This window comes from Priestia sp. FW507-14D1A (genome assembly GCF_058781295.1).
The window spans coordinates 305155-318765 of the sequence record NZ_JBYSWQ010000003.1; the positions used below are offsets into that span (position 1 = coordinate 305155).

The following is a 13611-nucleotide window of genomic DNA, read 5'->3' on the forward strand; positions in this document are numbered from 1 at the left end:
TATTAGTTCACACGCCCTACTCATATGCATTAAAACCAAAAATCCTCAATAGCATGCTCTACTGAGGGTTTTACTCTTCACTTAAACTATATTTTTTCTCTATTTAAATTAATTCTATAATAAGTTTAAAGTATTTATCATCTTCCTGAAAAAAGATTTTATAATCTTCAATTTGATAAGCCTTGTGCAAATACGCTTTTGCTTTTTCAAACTCTCCAAGCTCATAAAAACTTTCCCCTAACCGCAACAACAGAAAAGGATTTTCATTTCCGTCCGGACACTTCAAGGCATATTCCAAGCTGCGTATAGCATCTTCGTAGTTTTTTATTAAAAAGTATGTATCACCTAAAGTTCCGAAAATCCACGTAGCCGCTGACCATTTTTCCTTTGGTTCTGGAACTAATTCAAGTGCTCGTTGATAAGAAGCAATCGCTTCACTCATTTGTTTCAGTTCAGCGAATTGATCACCTTCTTCACATAACTTGACAATTTGCTGGTGAAGTTGCTCGTTCATTTCCATTACAGCATCTCCCTACTGAAATAATAAGGTTTCATCTTCATGATCCTTTTAGCAGCTTTATATATTTGACATCTTGCCCTTCGAACGATCTTCCTTCTGACTTTTTATTAGCAATATCAAAAAATTTTTTTGCGACATTTAATTCGCTCAACTCATAATAAATAGTTCCTGATAAAAATTCACGCTCTCCGTCATCTATTCTTTCAAAATCCGATGTATATAAATGATTTAACCATTGCTTAGCGCTTTTGTAATTCTTTATCACTGTAAATGTATCAATAATATCCCGTACAATATTGTAAGTGTTAGGATATAAACCTTTAGGCTGTGGAATTTCACCCCAAGCTTGTACCAATAAATCTATAGATGTTTCGTAATCATTATTTTCAAAGCATTCATCGCTTTTGGTCTTATATTTCTCAATTCTCACTTGCTTTTCAGGTTCAATTTGTATCATTTCTTCCTCCACTCAAAATATCTTGATTTCTTTCATTTAATACTGCCTTCACTTTATCTCTTTCAAAAATCACCATATATTCATATGGTAAAGCCAAAACTTGAATAAGAGATGGACGAATCTTTAATAATTGATAGACATAAAAAGCCTCAAGCTCTTCTGTATCATCTTCTTCATTTACCGGCCCTATGTACCAGCCAGAATCTCCTCGTTCAGCTTCGCCGCTTCTTTGTAAGTAAATACTATCTACTTCTAGTATATTTTTAGCTATCACGACTTTATCACTAAAGCTTACATCTTCACCGTTTTTCATGTTTAACTTGCGCAAAAAGTGATCTTGTTCCAACTGCACCCATAGAGCAAGCGTTAAATCTTCAGTATAATCCTCAAAGGGATTGCCTGAATAGTCCGGTGAAAGAATGTAATACTCTTCACCCTTTACAGAAACAATAAAGTTCGACCACCCTATTTGTATCGAAAAGCCGTCAGTCCATTTTTCTCTTTCTATCGTTTCAAAGATACGAAATAGACTCTCAACCTGCATTTTTAATTCGTGTTCTGCTTGAACTACGACTACTTTATCCCCTATATTTCTAACGAATTTTTTCAATTATTCTTCCCTTTCTTTTTTCACTAATTTTGTTGCCAAATGGATTGCATTTGGACAGTACGTAAGGTTTCTTTCTATAGCTTATACCCATAAAAATACTTTTGTCCTTTTTCCCAGTTTTTAATGGAAAGATTATCAATATACTCCATCATTTTTTTATAATAGCTTGCATTCATAATTGTGCGGTAATCTCCAGGCACTTTTTCCCCAGTTAAAATGGATAATAAAGATGGAATCAACTCCATTTTTAATGGTTCTTCGTTATGTGCTGCACTCATCGCTCTTTGGACTAATTTTTGTGCTAAGTCTCCGGGAAAAGCTAAATTTTGTTGAAAGTAATAACTTTCTGGATCATTCTCATTGCAATACTCAGCATAATAGTCTCCTATTTCCTCCACAGTCGCCTCTTCTCCGATTTTCGCTTCATAGTCAAGGAAAAAATCAAGCGAATCCTTTATGATAATAGCCGTATCGTCAATTTCATTCCAGTCTTCAAGCAAAAAAGCCAATAAATACGGAACTACTTCAAGAGAAAATGATGTTATCGCTGCTGATGCAAACGTATCAACCGTTTCTTCAGTACTTTTACTCAAAAATCGCAGATTATTTGAATCTCTTAAGTCGTCATGTGTTGCGATAGCGAAAAAGACCCTTATACACAAATTCAAAACCGCTTCATCTTGAGTCCCGTTCATCAATTGAATTAATAGCGGCTTTTGAGTAAAATCCCCTATTTTATATAACTCGATTAAATTAAATAAAATGTCCCTTTCTGTATGGCTTTTCAATAGATGTTCTTTCATTTCAGCTTGAGATAAAGTGGTCTTTTCACCAAACCATATACTATTCATAAGGTTTCTTGAGCCTACCATCATTACACCTGCTTTCGCTAAGTAAATTATCTATTTCAACTTTCCCTTTAAATATTCAGCAATTTCTATTTGTCCTCGTTCAATCGCAAATGCATAAGCATCCATTTCTTTCATATTTTCACCAGAGTATGTAATCGATATATTAATATGATTCTCAACTAACAGTTTAACCATCTCAAAATGACCGTTATATATGGCAGCAAACAGCGGATTTCTATCTGGTTCACTGATATCAATTTCAATGTTGTGGTTAATAAGATACTTAGCAATATCTATATATCCTTTTGCAGCCGCTCTTTCTAAGGCATTGGCAGAAAAAGTTCCTCCTTGTGCATTCACATCTATTCCAGCACGAATAAGGTATTGTACAATTTCTAAATAACCATGAGCTGTCGCTACATGTAGCCATGTGCCAAAAGGTGTGATCCATGTTAACATTTCTGGATTTTTCTCAAATAAGTCTCTTACCTTATTTAAGTGACCACCTTTTATAGCACTTCTAATAGCTTTTGCTATGTGAGTTGTTTCCATTTTTCGTTTTCCCTCTACTTTCTACCTTGTAGAATCCTCTCCAAAATATATCGTCCCTCTGCTTGGTGTGATGCGCTGTAGTGTGGGGAGCTTATGCTCTATAGCAAGACTCGATTCGTGGCTTCTTTATGTATTCCTACTAGTCTTCGATACTATAATTTTGTTTGATTTTATGTAAAAAAGCCATCACTTTTTCTTTATCATGGGCATGATCTTCCATATATACGTGGCAGATTTTGTGCAAGTAAGTTAAAAACGTTTCATAATCGACAATAACACTTTTGTCAGTGTCACCCGTACCGTCTAGAAATTCAATACCGTTTTCAACATAGCCCTCTTCCCACGGCTCTAAGTCGTCTGAAAATGTACAAATGTGGTACTCATTTCCATAACCAGTTCCCTCTGAAAAATAGTGTAAGACTTTTAAAGACTTTTCATCTGATAAAGCGCTATAAAAACTTATTAATGATATTGTGGTTATTTGCTTAACAAAATAAAGAATAAATAGGGCATACGTTTAAAAGGTGTTGTACGTCCTATATAATTCGTAAAAACATAATATGGGGATTTAAGGAGTTACTTATATTCTCTGAATAAAAAATGAACTATGAGTCACTAGGTGGCCCTACCACAAAAAAGAAACCTTGAAAGGCACTTTGCCATCAAGGTTTGAAATTCATTTAATTTAAGGCACATACACAATAATTTCACCAATAGGGTATGTTCCCTTCCACCCACAAGGCCAACCTCCTTGCTTATAAACTTCAAAGATTTTTTCATAAAAATTATCTGTTTTCCCATTAACTAATCGATTTAATGCACACATCGTGAGGTCTCCCTCAACTTCCTCATTAATATCAATATAATCAAAAGGAAGAAAGCCATTCGAGTAATTGTCATGGTCACTAAAAAAATCATATAAATCATCTTGCTGAGTTACTAAATCCAAATCATATACCTTTTCAACAATACTTTCTGCTTCCTGTGATTTAACATATTCCCATACAGTATCGACTTCACTTGAGTCCTGAGACCAGGCAAGGTTTTGGGCTTCATTGAAATCATTTATTACCTCTAAGTTATTTACATGAAAGTTATTCTTATTAAACATCTTATCATTACGAATAAAATCCATTACTTCTTCTACTAATTGAGTGTTTTCACCAAATTTCATTTAGATAACCACCTTTCCCATAACTCTTCGGTTGCTCCACCGCCTCTGTTCCAAACAGGCAGTTTTTTATTTTTACCACTTTTGTAAAATTCCTCGATATTATTTATTTTAGTCTTATATAACGGTAATCCATTTTCCACTCCCTTTTTTAGCTTTTGTTGTAGTTCATATACTTGTTTTTCTAACACTGCTATATCTTGATTAACATCCATTTTATCAAGCTGTTTTCTTACAACATTGTTATAAACGCTATGAAAGCCTCTATGTCTAGATAGACTACTAACATCGTCAGAAGGTATAGGTAAAAATATACCGTTTGTAAAGTCATTCATTTCCATTCCAATTTTTTTAATAACTGGATGTTTATTTAATTGAGAAGGAATTATATGTTGTGCTTGATAACCTTTCCAACTTTTAGAGCGAGGTAACCCCATTGACTCTAGTAAGTTTTTACCTAATTTAGTTGGGTCTCCTGAGGTAGGGTTTCCAGGAGTACCTGGAATAAGTCTATTAGCATTATCTATACCCTTAGTACCCGTTTGAATTTGACGTTCACTCACACGCTCTACTTTTACAGGCTTTTCAATCATCTGCATCGTCTGCTGCTTCACATTCTGCAAGGTCTCCCTCACCGTCTGCTGGGCAAGTGATGGACCAGCCGGCACAAGTTCTGGCATGAGTCGTGGCATACTGCTGTCTAGGATGTTGTTATACGTTTTATGTAGCGACTGTGTCCAGGAGGCCGGTGCGTTTTTGACGCTTTGGTAGGCTTGCTTTGTGACGTTGGCAACGGCGCTTGTGCGAAGCGTGTTGCGCATGTTGTTGAGCTTTTCGGTTCCTTTGGTCGCAAGGCTTTGTCCCATTTTCCCCGCTACCTTCGTAGAAAGCGCCCCAGCTCCAGAAATTCCTAATGCTTGCAGAAGACTTGCTTTACGCTGCTCTTCACTGATTTTATTCCCGAACATGTCGCGTCCGGTCATATATTCTCCTAGCCCGTTTGCGGCCACAAGACCGTAGAGGCCTTTTTCGGTTTGCTCCAGGACTTTGAAGGATTTGGCAGATTTGTAGGCGTCTAAGGCGTGATCCGCTGCGCTTAGGCCTTTAGCCGTTTTGTAGATGGCTTCTGTGCATTTTGTTATCCAACCAACACCCCCAACCATGAAAGCTGAAATTATGCGTTTAAAATTAGCAAACAACTACTCTTACAAAAGTGGGTTATCACACATTGAGTTAATTCCTTTCACGATCTTAAATAGAAAAATGCAAGTATTTCCCCACGGAGATACTTGCATTTTTTTAGTCCTCTTGTCACTTTCTTCTCTATCTAACCATACCCTTAAAAACCTTAGAAGGGGCCTCAAATATGATGATTTATTGGTTCAAATCAAACTAAATTCTACAATAGTTTGATAAGCAGAATGTGGAACAAAATTAAGTACATATATTAATCCGCTTTTAGAGTAGAGAACCTCGGAATAGATTGGATATATCAATGTTATTTCCAACAAGTAAATCCTGCAAAGCTTGCGGGCCTTTTTCTTCATAAAATGCCAATTCTTGATCAGTAATCGGAATGGCTATTAACCAATCAACTTCGTCACCTTCTATTTCAAAACTTATATCATGAAAGAATATTTTTGACTCTACAAAGAAAAGGTGTTCGAGCTCACTGTTAAAATTAGTATACCTTGAAAACCAATTAATCCAAACTTCTCCTGGCTTACTATAATCATTTTCATTCACGCTATAACAACAAAGATACATCAACAAATTTTCTGAATAAAGGTTCTGATCCTCTACATCCTCTGTTAATTCTAAAAAATTTGTATCTTTTCGGTAAAATGTCATAAACTCATAGCGCTTCTTATCCAAATATGATTCCGCACCTGATAACCCCGCGCTAGCATATACTGATGTTTGATCGTTAAGCTCAAATGCCAAAATATCAAATTCAAGTTTATCTTCCCAACCAGCTTCTCTTGGCCAAGGTACATCATTGTTTGAAAGCCTTTTAATAGTAACATCTTGCGGTATTTTGTTCTTAAAAGTATGAATTAATTTTTTTTGATAAAAGTCTTTCATATTCATACCTCCTCATCTTCATATAATGAATCAACAAACATATAAATATTTTCAGCAAGTAAATACATGTTGTTTAAATCATTAGGCTGACTTGTTTCTTCCTCATGATCCCAAAAATAAATATGATCATCGTTATTCACACATATTACATTCCCTCCCGGATCTTTCCCAATAGGCAGAAACTCTTCAGGAATGCGGCCATCATATATAAATATGTATTTTTCTAATACATTTCGTTTTAAATTACGATCAATAGCAAAAAGAGCTGACAGTACACTTTCACCCTTGTCTTCCGAAATTTGAAATACAGATGGTTCAATTATAGCTCCATTATTCTCTAACATGAATTGTTTATATTTAAAGGGAAGAGAAAGGTTATGTTCAATTTCGAATGCATTAATTTCTTGATTAGATAGCTTTTTACCCAGACTAGTGATATATACCATTTTTAATTCTCTCCTTTCTCCTGTATTTCAGGAAATTCGTGACGCTGCTTAACTACAGATACCCCACCTGAGTGAGAAAATTGGGCATGAATTTCTTCTTCTACTAAAATCATTGTAGTTCCATCTTCATGATGGTGCCATGTATATCCTTCGGGTGATTGATCAATTTTTCTAACAGGGCGGATAGTTTCTTTATTTAACCCTGCTTTAATATTAGCATTTTTAAAATCTTGTTTACGATTTTCAGGATAAGCAACTGTAATTTTCACGGGCTCAACTTTAGGGTGAGCATACGGACTAAAGTCTGGATAACCTTTTCTATCATAGGTAACTGATTGCCCAAATGAATTAGTAAATGTTATAGTTCCATCTTTATTATTTTTAATACTCCCACCTTTTTCAACCCATTTTTTACGATCTGGCTTTATTGGCTTACGAGGTTTTTTCAACTGATTTGATTGATTGGAAGCTATTCTTTTATTTTCGGTAGGATTTATATCTTTAATCTCTATAGTTCTTCCTTGCTTATGAACCGTCTCAACCTCAACCTCGTCACCCAGCTTTTTAACATCACTCTCTGACATAAACCTGCCGCCAGGTCCACGGTAGCTGTTGCGATTCGGATAATATTTCACCTTCGTTACCATCTGCATCGTCTGCTGCTTCACATTCTGCAAGGTCTCCCTCACGGTCTGCTGGGCAAGTGCTGGACCAGCCGGCACAAGTTCTGGCATGAGTCTTGGCATACTGCTGTCTAGGATGTTGTTATACGTTTTATGTAGCGACTGCGTCCAAGAGGCCGGTGCGTTTTTGACGCTTTGGTAGGCTTGCTTTGTGACGTTGGCAACGGCGCTTGTGCGAAGCATGTTGCGCATGTTGTTGAGCTTTTCGGTTCCTTTGGTCGCAAGGCTTTGTCCCATTTTCCCCGCTACCTTCGTAGAAAGCGCCCCAGCTCCAGCAATTCCTAATGCTTGCAGAAGACTTGCTTTACGCTGCTCTTCCTCACCATCCGCCAAACAGAATGAAGCCAGTTGCTTCCATGGCTCTGGGGTTCCTGTTGCGACGCCCCATGATGTAGAAAGTTCTTTATCAACAATAAATATTTAAAACAAAGACTTTACTCATTGCCAATTTTGAAGTACATATTACAGACAAATGCGTAGATTTATTCTAAATTAAAATCAATTAGATAATAAAAAAGATGCTTAACTAGTACGCTAAGCATCTTTTTTATTTATTCACATACTCTAGTAATTAGCTATCGTATGTTATTCTTCAACATTATAATTCTGTTTAATTTTGTTTAAAAGAGCCATTACCTTTTCTTCATCATCTGCATTATTCTCAATATATACATGACAAACTTTTTTTAAACACTTGAAAAAAGTTTGATAATCAACATTAACACTTTTGTCAATACCACCCGTACTGTCCAAAAATTCAATGCCATTTTCAAAATAACCTTCTTCCCATGGTTCTAAATCACCTGGGAATGTACAAATGTAGTATTCATTGCCGTAACCAATCTCTTCTGAAAAATAGTTTAATACTCTTAAAAATTTTTTATCTGATAGAGCACTATAAAAACTTACCATGGGAGACAAAGAACTATCTATACCATTAAATACTTCTACTATTTTCTCCATTTATATTCCTCTTTCTATTCATCTATTACTGGATGAAAATTTAATATTTCTTCACTCGTTGGATCTCTATAACCTGTATAACTCAATCCATTTCCTGCTTTTCCATTTATAATATCATTACTGTTAACTTGAGGTTTTATTTTGCCCGACGCGATCCCCTCAATCATAGCTTCCTGCCCATGCTTTATAATTTCTTCATTTGAAATTTCAGATGGGTTAAATACAGTTTTGGTGAACACCTTTTTCTTCCATTCCCCATCTATTGCATTTCCTGCGCTGTCACGCGCAGGAATTTGGTACTCTATTTGATAAACTCCTTTGATATTTTCATGGGGTGTCTTAGATACTATATTAATATTTATCCCCTCTTTTTTCAAAAAGGAATGAAATTCTTCTAGGTTATGCCCCCCAATGATTCCTTTTTTTTGAGAGAATCCTTCCACTTTTATGAGATGCTCATCAAATCCTGGTTTATATTTAGGCGTAATTATTTTAGCATCAGATTTACTAGTTTGCTTACTTCCTACCGAAAACATCCGCCCAACATCTTTTCCAGTAATCCACTCATCTACCACTGGCATACGCGTACCAGTGATCGGCTCTTCTACTACTCGGACCTTCTTAGGAGCCAGCTTAATATCTCCGGCTTGACTAATTTTCTTTTTGACGTAATTCGAAGAAGAACGGTAAGCTTTTTGAGCGCTTTGCAGCGGCGGCATAATACGTTGAGTCGCTTGTTTGCTAAGTACATTCCGCATATCACTAAGTTTCTTCGCTCCGTTTGCCACGGCATTAGCGCCTGCTTTCGCTGTTTTCCCCGCTACCTTCGTAGAAAGCGCCCCAGCTCCAGCAATTCCTAATGCTTGCAGAAGACTTGCTTTACGCTGCTCTTCACTGATTTTATTCCCAAACATGTCGCGTCCGGTCATGTATTCTCCTAAGCCGTTTGCGGCCACAAGACCGTAGAGGCCTTTTTCGGTTTGCTCCAGGACTTTGAAGGATTTGGCGGATTTGTAGGCGTCTAGGGCGTGATCCGCTGCGCTTAGGCCTTTAGCCGTTTTGTAGATGGCTTTTCCGCCTTTTGCGGCTCTTCCTACCCAGCCGACAACCGGAATGAAGCCGGCTGCTGCCATGGCTCCCGCTGCGACGCGCTGTGAGGTGGAAAGTTTTTCACCCGTAACAGGGTCCACGCCTTCTGCTGCTCGTTTATAATCATAATATCCGCTGACCTCTCCTGTAAAGGTAGAAACCGCGTCCCACGTTTTTTCATACCACGGCTTGTTTGCTTCTTCTTCTTGCTTTTTTTCCAGCTCGTATACTTCTTCTTGCTGCTTGTTGTAGTCAACATATGAAGTTGCATAGTCGTTTAGCTTTGTTTGAACTTTATACAGCTCGCTGTCGTGATAGGCTTTTTCGTCAAAGGCAAGCTGATAGACACTTCCTCCTTGACTCGTAGCAAGCTCTAAGCCGCTTACTAGCATATCCACTACCGCATAGAAATCGTCCATTTCGCTGTATTCTTTTGACCATTCAGCGTCAAGCTGGTTCACTGCTTCAATTGTATCGGTGCGTTTTTTCTCTGCTTCTTCTATTTTATCGTTAAACTCACTCGTTGAAAACGCTGAAATAGAGACGATATCATCGATGCCGTTTAAAATACTCTGCAGATCTTCGTGCTGCTGCGCAACCATTTCTTTAGCATTGCTGTTGGCGTTTTTCAGCTCCGTTTCTAAAAATGATTCAGTTACAATCGTGCTTCCTGATAGCTTTGCTTTTTCAGCTTTAACGTGAAGCGTTGAAAAATAGCTTTGCTGCATTTTAATTAAGTTTTCCCACTGTCCGGCCGTATCGGCGTGCTGCTTATAAAAAGATTTTATATTGTCAGCGCCTTTTCCTTCTAAGCTGCCATCTAAGTCCGCTACGCCCTGCAGCGCTTTTTTCAGTTCACCCAGCTGGCTGAGTAACTCATCGTAGGCTTTTTCCCTGTCTTTTGCTACATCAAACAGTGCTTTTGCATCGTATACCTTTCCCACAGTCATCCCCCTTTGCTGCTACGAATGGATAATAGATTCGTCTTGTTCTTTTAGTAAGTCTACATTAGATTTTGTATCTTTTACGTTTTTGTTTAGTGCTTTTATATAAGTAGAAATAAGCGTTTGAATTTCTTCTTCGCGCGCTTCCCATTTCTCTGTAGTATCAAGGCTATTTTTTCCAAGGTCAGGCATTTTGCTAATGGATAAATTTCCAATCGCTGTGCTGACTGCTTCAAGCTTTTTGATAACGTCAGCGTGATCAAGCTTAATTGTCATGAAAACAGCCCCCTTCTAATTTCACTAATCTTGTTTTCTACTGCGTCATAGGCTTCTTCACCTTTAGCTAATAAAGAATCCGCTTCTCCAATAACGGCGTTCAAACCACTCAAAGCTCCTTTTTCAGCTTCTAGCGCCCATATCTTTGTTTCAATTTCACGAATGTATCCATCGTAATCACCGTCTAAAATGCCTTTTATGTTGTCGTAGGCTGCCGTACGTTTTTCGTCAAAATCATCCGATAACGTACCCGTCCATTTGTCTCCCAGCTCAGGCTTTTTGATGTGTTCAATTTCTTTTAATGAAACAGCTTGTTCATGCTCAATTTTACTTTTAGCCGTTCTTAGCTTAGAAATTTTCCCTTCTACATCTGAGACTCTTCCAGATACTTCACCCAGCAGTCCGTCTAATACGCTTCCTAACCCCATATCGTTCCTCCTGTTCCGCACATTTCGAGTTTAATCCAATAATTATAAGTATAAAATTTGTCTCATTATAGCTAAATAGGAAAAAACTCTCTTTTTTATGCTTCTAGTTTCATGAATTGAGATAAAAATGAAAAATAAGAGAAAAAAGACTCATGTCTAAATGCGTTATCCAACCATATACCGTTATCTAAAACAAAGAATAAGTAGAATAAAACCATTCCTTTGTACCCATACCCGTTTTTTCCCACAAATTAAAGCTTTTTTCGTAAAAAGACCAACTTCACTTCGTTTTTTTACACAGCAAAAAACCTCTGCACATCCTGCAGAGGTTTTGTTTTATACTTGAACCGGGGTTGGTTCTTCAGCTGTTTGTTCGTGCTGTATAAGTCCGTAGTTTTCCCATGCTCGGCTTTTCCAGCGGAAAAACATAATAACTGCGCGCGTCCATTCATCGGCTGCGATGGCAAGCCAAATGCCAGCGAGCCCCATGTCTAAATGGAAAACGAAGAAATAACCGAGCGGCAAGCTCATCATGACCATCGACATCGCACCAATTAACACCGGATATTTGGCATCTCCCGCTGCCCGCAGCGAGTTAATCAGCACAATGTTCATTGTTCTTCCCGTTTCAAGCACAATGCTCAGAAGCAGCACCGTCGCCCCAAGCTCAATGATATGCGGATTGTCTGTAAACACGCTGATCAGCTGTGTTCTGAATGTCATCACAAGAACAACCATCATCATCGTTACGGCACTGGCCCATTTGACGCTTTTCCATACGCGATGGTACGCTTCATCTTTTTCGTTTCCGCCTACTAAACGGCCGACAATAATCGCTGTACCCATTCCAATTGCAATGGCAAATAAGTAAATGAACATTGAAATATTCATCGCGTACTGTCTCGCAGCAAGTGATTCTGCTCCTAGGTAGGTTGCATAGTATAAAAAGACAATTTGACAGCCTTGATACATCACTTGTTCAAAAGCCGACGGAATACCGATTTTCAAAATTTTACCGATATATTCTTTTGAAAGCGTAATGTAGTACTGAAATTTCACTCTATATTCCATCACTTGATACAGCAGCCAAAAGAACACAATAAGGGCAACGAATCGGCTGAACGCAGATGAAATTGCTGCTCCTTGCACGCCCATTTCCGGAAAGCCGAACTTCCCGAAGATTAAAGCATAGTTTCCTGCAATATGAAAAATGTTCATTCCAAGTGAAACAAACATTGCCTGCTTCGTAAAGCCATGTACGCGAATAATGGCTGCAAGAGAGTTAATAATCGCTTGAAGAAAAATAGCTCCTCCGACGATGGATAAATAGCTTTGTGCATACATCAGCACGTCACCTTGTAAGTTCATCGCTTCCATCATATGTCTTGAAAACAAAAGAAAACCCGCGCTAATGACTAGCCCGACTCCTAAATTTAACGTAACGGCCAAAGCAGAAATCTTTGACGCTTCCATATACCGTTTTGATCCTAAATACTGAGAGACAACAATTGCCGCCCCGTTACCAATGACCTCTAACACCAAAATCGCAATGTGAAGGTATTGATTGGCTGCTCCGACTCCTGATACCGCATCATCCGACAGCGCACTTAGCATAAAGGTATCAGCAATCCCCATTAACATAAAAAGAAACACTTCTAAAAAGATCGGCCACGTTAAGAAAAACAAATTCAGCTTTTCTTTTGGCCCTTTTTTTGTTTCGACCGCGGTCATCCCATCACCTTCTTTACCGATATCCAATTTCAAACAAGAAGTATCTTACCACACATTTCCTTAGTATACATCCCCTTTTTAGCACATTTTTTATTTTATTTGTTTAGGCATAAAAAAAGCCGCTCCCTTAGAGGAAGCAGCTTTTTTTCCGTTATTAAATTGAAATTTTCACTTCTGCGTTCATACCTGGAAGAACTTTATCTGATGCATCATCAATTGAAATTTTCACCGGTACTTTTTGCGTTACTTTTGTATAGTTTCCTGTATTTTGAGCAGGAAGCATAGAAGACACTGAGTTTGTTGCGCGGCCAATTGCTTCAACGTGACCTTTGAAAACTTTACCTGAGTCTCCGTCCACTGTAATATCGACGCTGTCTCCTTCTTCTAAGTCACCTAGGTCTGTTTCTTTAATGTTTGCATTGATATAGATTTTAGATAAATCAGCTGTTTGTGCTAACACATCGCCAGCTTTTACTAATTGATTTTGAGATGCGTTGTTTTTAATAATTGTTCCGTCAATCATAGACGTTACGTCTGTTGATTTTTCGCCTTCTTTTAAGCTTCCAACAGAATCACCTTGAGAAACGCTATCTCCTTCTTTTACATTCCATTCGCTTAACTGACCGTTAGCTGAAGCGATGACTTGTGAAAGCGGTGCTTCTACCTGCGCTTCATCTGTTTTAACGTAATTTGCTTTTTCGTAGAAATAATATCCACCAAAGCCTACTAGTAATAAAATCACAATGATTCCAACAATGTTAGTAACCAATAAACGACTTTTACTCATCGGAATTCCTTCTTTCTA

At 37.8% G+C, this 13611-nt stretch carries 17 protein-coding genes; all 17 read right to left on the bottom strand.

Annotated elements, in window-relative coordinates; all coding sequences use genetic code 11:
- Positions 1-103: 103 nt before the first annotated feature.
- The 17 genes from AC3WJG_RS15150 to AC3WJG_RS15230 all read right to left on the bottom strand — a co-directional run bounded on the left by AC3WJG_RS15150 (position 104) and on the right by AC3WJG_RS15230 (position 13593).
- A complete protein-coding gene (locus tag AC3WJG_RS15150) occupies positions 104-520 on the bottom strand; it encodes a tetratricopeptide repeat protein (protein WP_337134374.1) in 417 nt (138 codons plus the stop codon).
- Positions 521-557: 37 nt separating this feature from the next.
- Positions 558-977, bottom strand: coding sequence for a hypothetical protein (locus AC3WJG_RS15155; protein WP_225049830.1), 420 nt, complete (start codon positions 975-977; stop codon positions 558-560).
- Positions 964-1587, bottom strand: coding sequence for an immunity protein Imm33 domain-containing protein (locus AC3WJG_RS15160; protein ID WP_225049829.1), 624 nt, complete (start codon positions 1585-1587; stop codon positions 964-966). Before AC3WJG_RS15160 ends, AC3WJG_RS15155 begins: the two co-directional genes overlap by 14 nt.
- A 74-nt stretch (positions 1588-1661) precedes the next feature.
- Positions 1662-2459, bottom strand: coding sequence for an Imm47 family immunity protein (imm47, locus tag AC3WJG_RS15165; RefSeq protein WP_230184269.1), 798 nt, complete (start codon positions 2457-2459; stop codon positions 1662-1664).
- A gap of 30 nt (positions 2460-2489) precedes the next feature.
- Positions 2490-2990 carry an ankyrin repeat domain-containing protein gene (locus AC3WJG_RS15170; RefSeq protein ID WP_230184212.1) on the bottom strand — a complete coding sequence of 167 codons (501 nt, stop codon included), beginning with the start codon at positions 2988-2990 and terminating at the stop codon, positions 2490-2492.
- A gap of 139 nt (positions 2991-3129) precedes the next feature.
- Complete coding sequence (cdiI, locus tag AC3WJG_RS15175) at positions 3130-3492, bottom strand: ribonuclease toxin immunity protein CdiI (RefSeq protein WP_337134415.1); 363 nt, start codon at positions 3490-3492, stop codon at positions 3130-3132.
- Positions 3493-3675: 183 nt separating this feature from the next.
- Positions 3676-4164 (bottom strand): cytoplasmic protein, encoded by a 489-nt coding sequence (locus tag AC3WJG_RS15180; protein WP_225049827.1) that lies wholly within the window; start codon positions 4162-4164, stop codon positions 3676-3678.
- Positions 4161-5360, bottom strand: a complete 1200-nt coding sequence (locus AC3WJG_RS15185) for an AHH domain-containing protein (protein WP_492588370.1) — start codon at positions 5358-5360, stop codon at positions 4161-4163. Before AC3WJG_RS15185 ends, AC3WJG_RS15180 begins: the two co-directional genes overlap by 4 nt.
- A gap of 259 nt (positions 5361-5619) precedes the next feature.
- Positions 5620-6246 carry a suppressor of fused domain protein gene (locus AC3WJG_RS15190; protein WP_169305158.1) on the bottom strand — a complete coding sequence of 209 codons (627 nt, stop codon included), beginning with the start codon at positions 6244-6246 and terminating at the stop codon, positions 5620-5622.
- A 2-nt stretch (positions 6247-6248) separates the two neighbouring features.
- Positions 6249-6692 (bottom strand): SMI1/KNR4 family protein, encoded by a 444-nt coding sequence (locus AC3WJG_RS15195; protein ID WP_098249538.1) that lies wholly within the window; start codon positions 6690-6692, stop codon positions 6249-6251.
- Between the two features lie 2 nt (positions 6693-6694).
- Positions 6695-7708: an HNH endonuclease gene (locus AC3WJG_RS15200; protein ID WP_098659326.1), complete on the bottom strand. Its 1014-nt coding sequence runs from the start codon at positions 7706-7708 to the stop codon at positions 6695-6697.
- Between the two features lie 252 nt (positions 7709-7960).
- A complete protein-coding gene (gene cdiI, locus AC3WJG_RS15205; protein WP_098249535.1) occupies positions 7961-8338 on the bottom strand; it encodes a ribonuclease toxin immunity protein CdiI in 378 nt (125 codons plus the stop codon).
- Positions 8339-8352: 14 nt separating this feature from the next.
- On the bottom strand, positions 8353-10371 hold the full coding sequence (locus tag AC3WJG_RS15210) for a T7SS effector LXG polymorphic toxin (RefSeq protein ID WP_098967718.1): 2019 nt from the start codon (positions 10369-10371) through the stop codon (positions 8353-8355).
- Positions 10372-10389: 18 nt separating this feature from the next.
- Positions 10390-10647: a YwqI/YxiC family protein gene (locus AC3WJG_RS15215; protein ID WP_013083474.1), complete on the bottom strand. Its 258-nt coding sequence runs from the start codon at positions 10645-10647 to the stop codon at positions 10390-10392.
- On the bottom strand, positions 10644-11075 hold the full coding sequence (locus tag AC3WJG_RS15220; protein ID WP_013057382.1) for a YwqH-like family protein: 432 nt from the start codon (positions 11073-11075) through the stop codon (positions 10644-10646). Before AC3WJG_RS15220 ends, AC3WJG_RS15215 begins: the two co-directional genes overlap by 4 nt.
- Positions 11076-11411: 336 nt before the next feature.
- Positions 11412-12806, bottom strand: a complete 1395-nt coding sequence (locus tag AC3WJG_RS15225) for an MATE family efflux transporter (protein ID WP_014459767.1) — start codon at positions 12804-12806, stop codon at positions 11412-11414.
- Between the two features lie 154 nt (positions 12807-12960).
- The gene (locus tag AC3WJG_RS15230) at positions 12961-13593 is read right to left on the bottom strand and encodes an HlyD family secretion protein (protein ID WP_025751627.1); all 633 of its coding nucleotides are present in this window, start codon (positions 13591-13593) and stop codon (positions 12961-12963) included.
- Between the last annotated feature and the right edge of the window lie 18 nt (positions 13594-13611).

Excerpts from the sequence above, each read along its gene's own strand:
- AC3WJG_RS15150 (WP_337134374.1), bottom strand. The coding sequence starts at position 520 with ATGGAAATGAACGAGCAACTTCACCAGCAAATTGTCAAGTTATGTGAA.
- AC3WJG_RS15155 (WP_225049830.1), bottom strand. The coding sequence starts at position 977 with ATGATACAAATTGAACCTGAAAAGCAAGTGAGAATTGAGAAATATAAG.
- imm47 (WP_230184269.1), bottom strand. The coding sequence starts at position 2,459 with ATGGTAGGCTCAAGAAACCTTATGAATAGTATATGGTTTGGTGAAAAG.
- AC3WJG_RS15170 (WP_230184212.1), bottom strand. The coding sequence starts at position 2,990 with ATGGAAACAACTCACATAGCAAAAGCTATTAGAAGTGCTATAAAAGGT.
- AC3WJG_RS15180 (WP_225049827.1), bottom strand. The coding sequence starts at position 4,164 with ATGAAATTTGGTGAAAACACTCAATTAGTAGAAGAAGTAATGGATTTT.
- AC3WJG_RS15190 (WP_169305158.1), bottom strand. The coding sequence starts at position 6,246 with ATGAAAGACTTTTATCAAAAAAAATTAATTCATACTTTTAAGAACAAA.
- AC3WJG_RS15195 (WP_098249538.1), bottom strand. The coding sequence starts at position 6,692 with ATGGTATATATCACTAGTCTGGGTAAAAAGCTATCTAATCAAGAAATT.
- cdiI (WP_098249535.1), bottom strand. The coding sequence starts at position 8,338 with ATGGAGAAAATAGTAGAAGTATTTAATGGTATAGATAGTTCTTTGTCT.
- AC3WJG_RS15215 (WP_013083474.1), bottom strand. The coding sequence starts at position 10,647 with ATGACAATTAAGCTTGATCACGCTGACGTTATCAAAAAGCTTGAAGCA.
- AC3WJG_RS15220 (WP_013057382.1), bottom strand. The coding sequence starts at position 11,075 with ATGGGGTTAGGAAGCGTATTAGACGGACTGCTGGGTGAAGTATCTGGA.
- AC3WJG_RS15225 (WP_014459767.1), bottom strand. The coding sequence starts at position 12,806 with ATGACCGCGGTCGAAACAAAAAAAGGGCCAAAAGAAAAGCTGAATTTG.
- AC3WJG_RS15230 (WP_025751627.1), bottom strand. The coding sequence starts at position 13,593 with ATGAGTAAAAGTCGTTTATTGGTTACTAACATTGTTGGAATCATTGTG.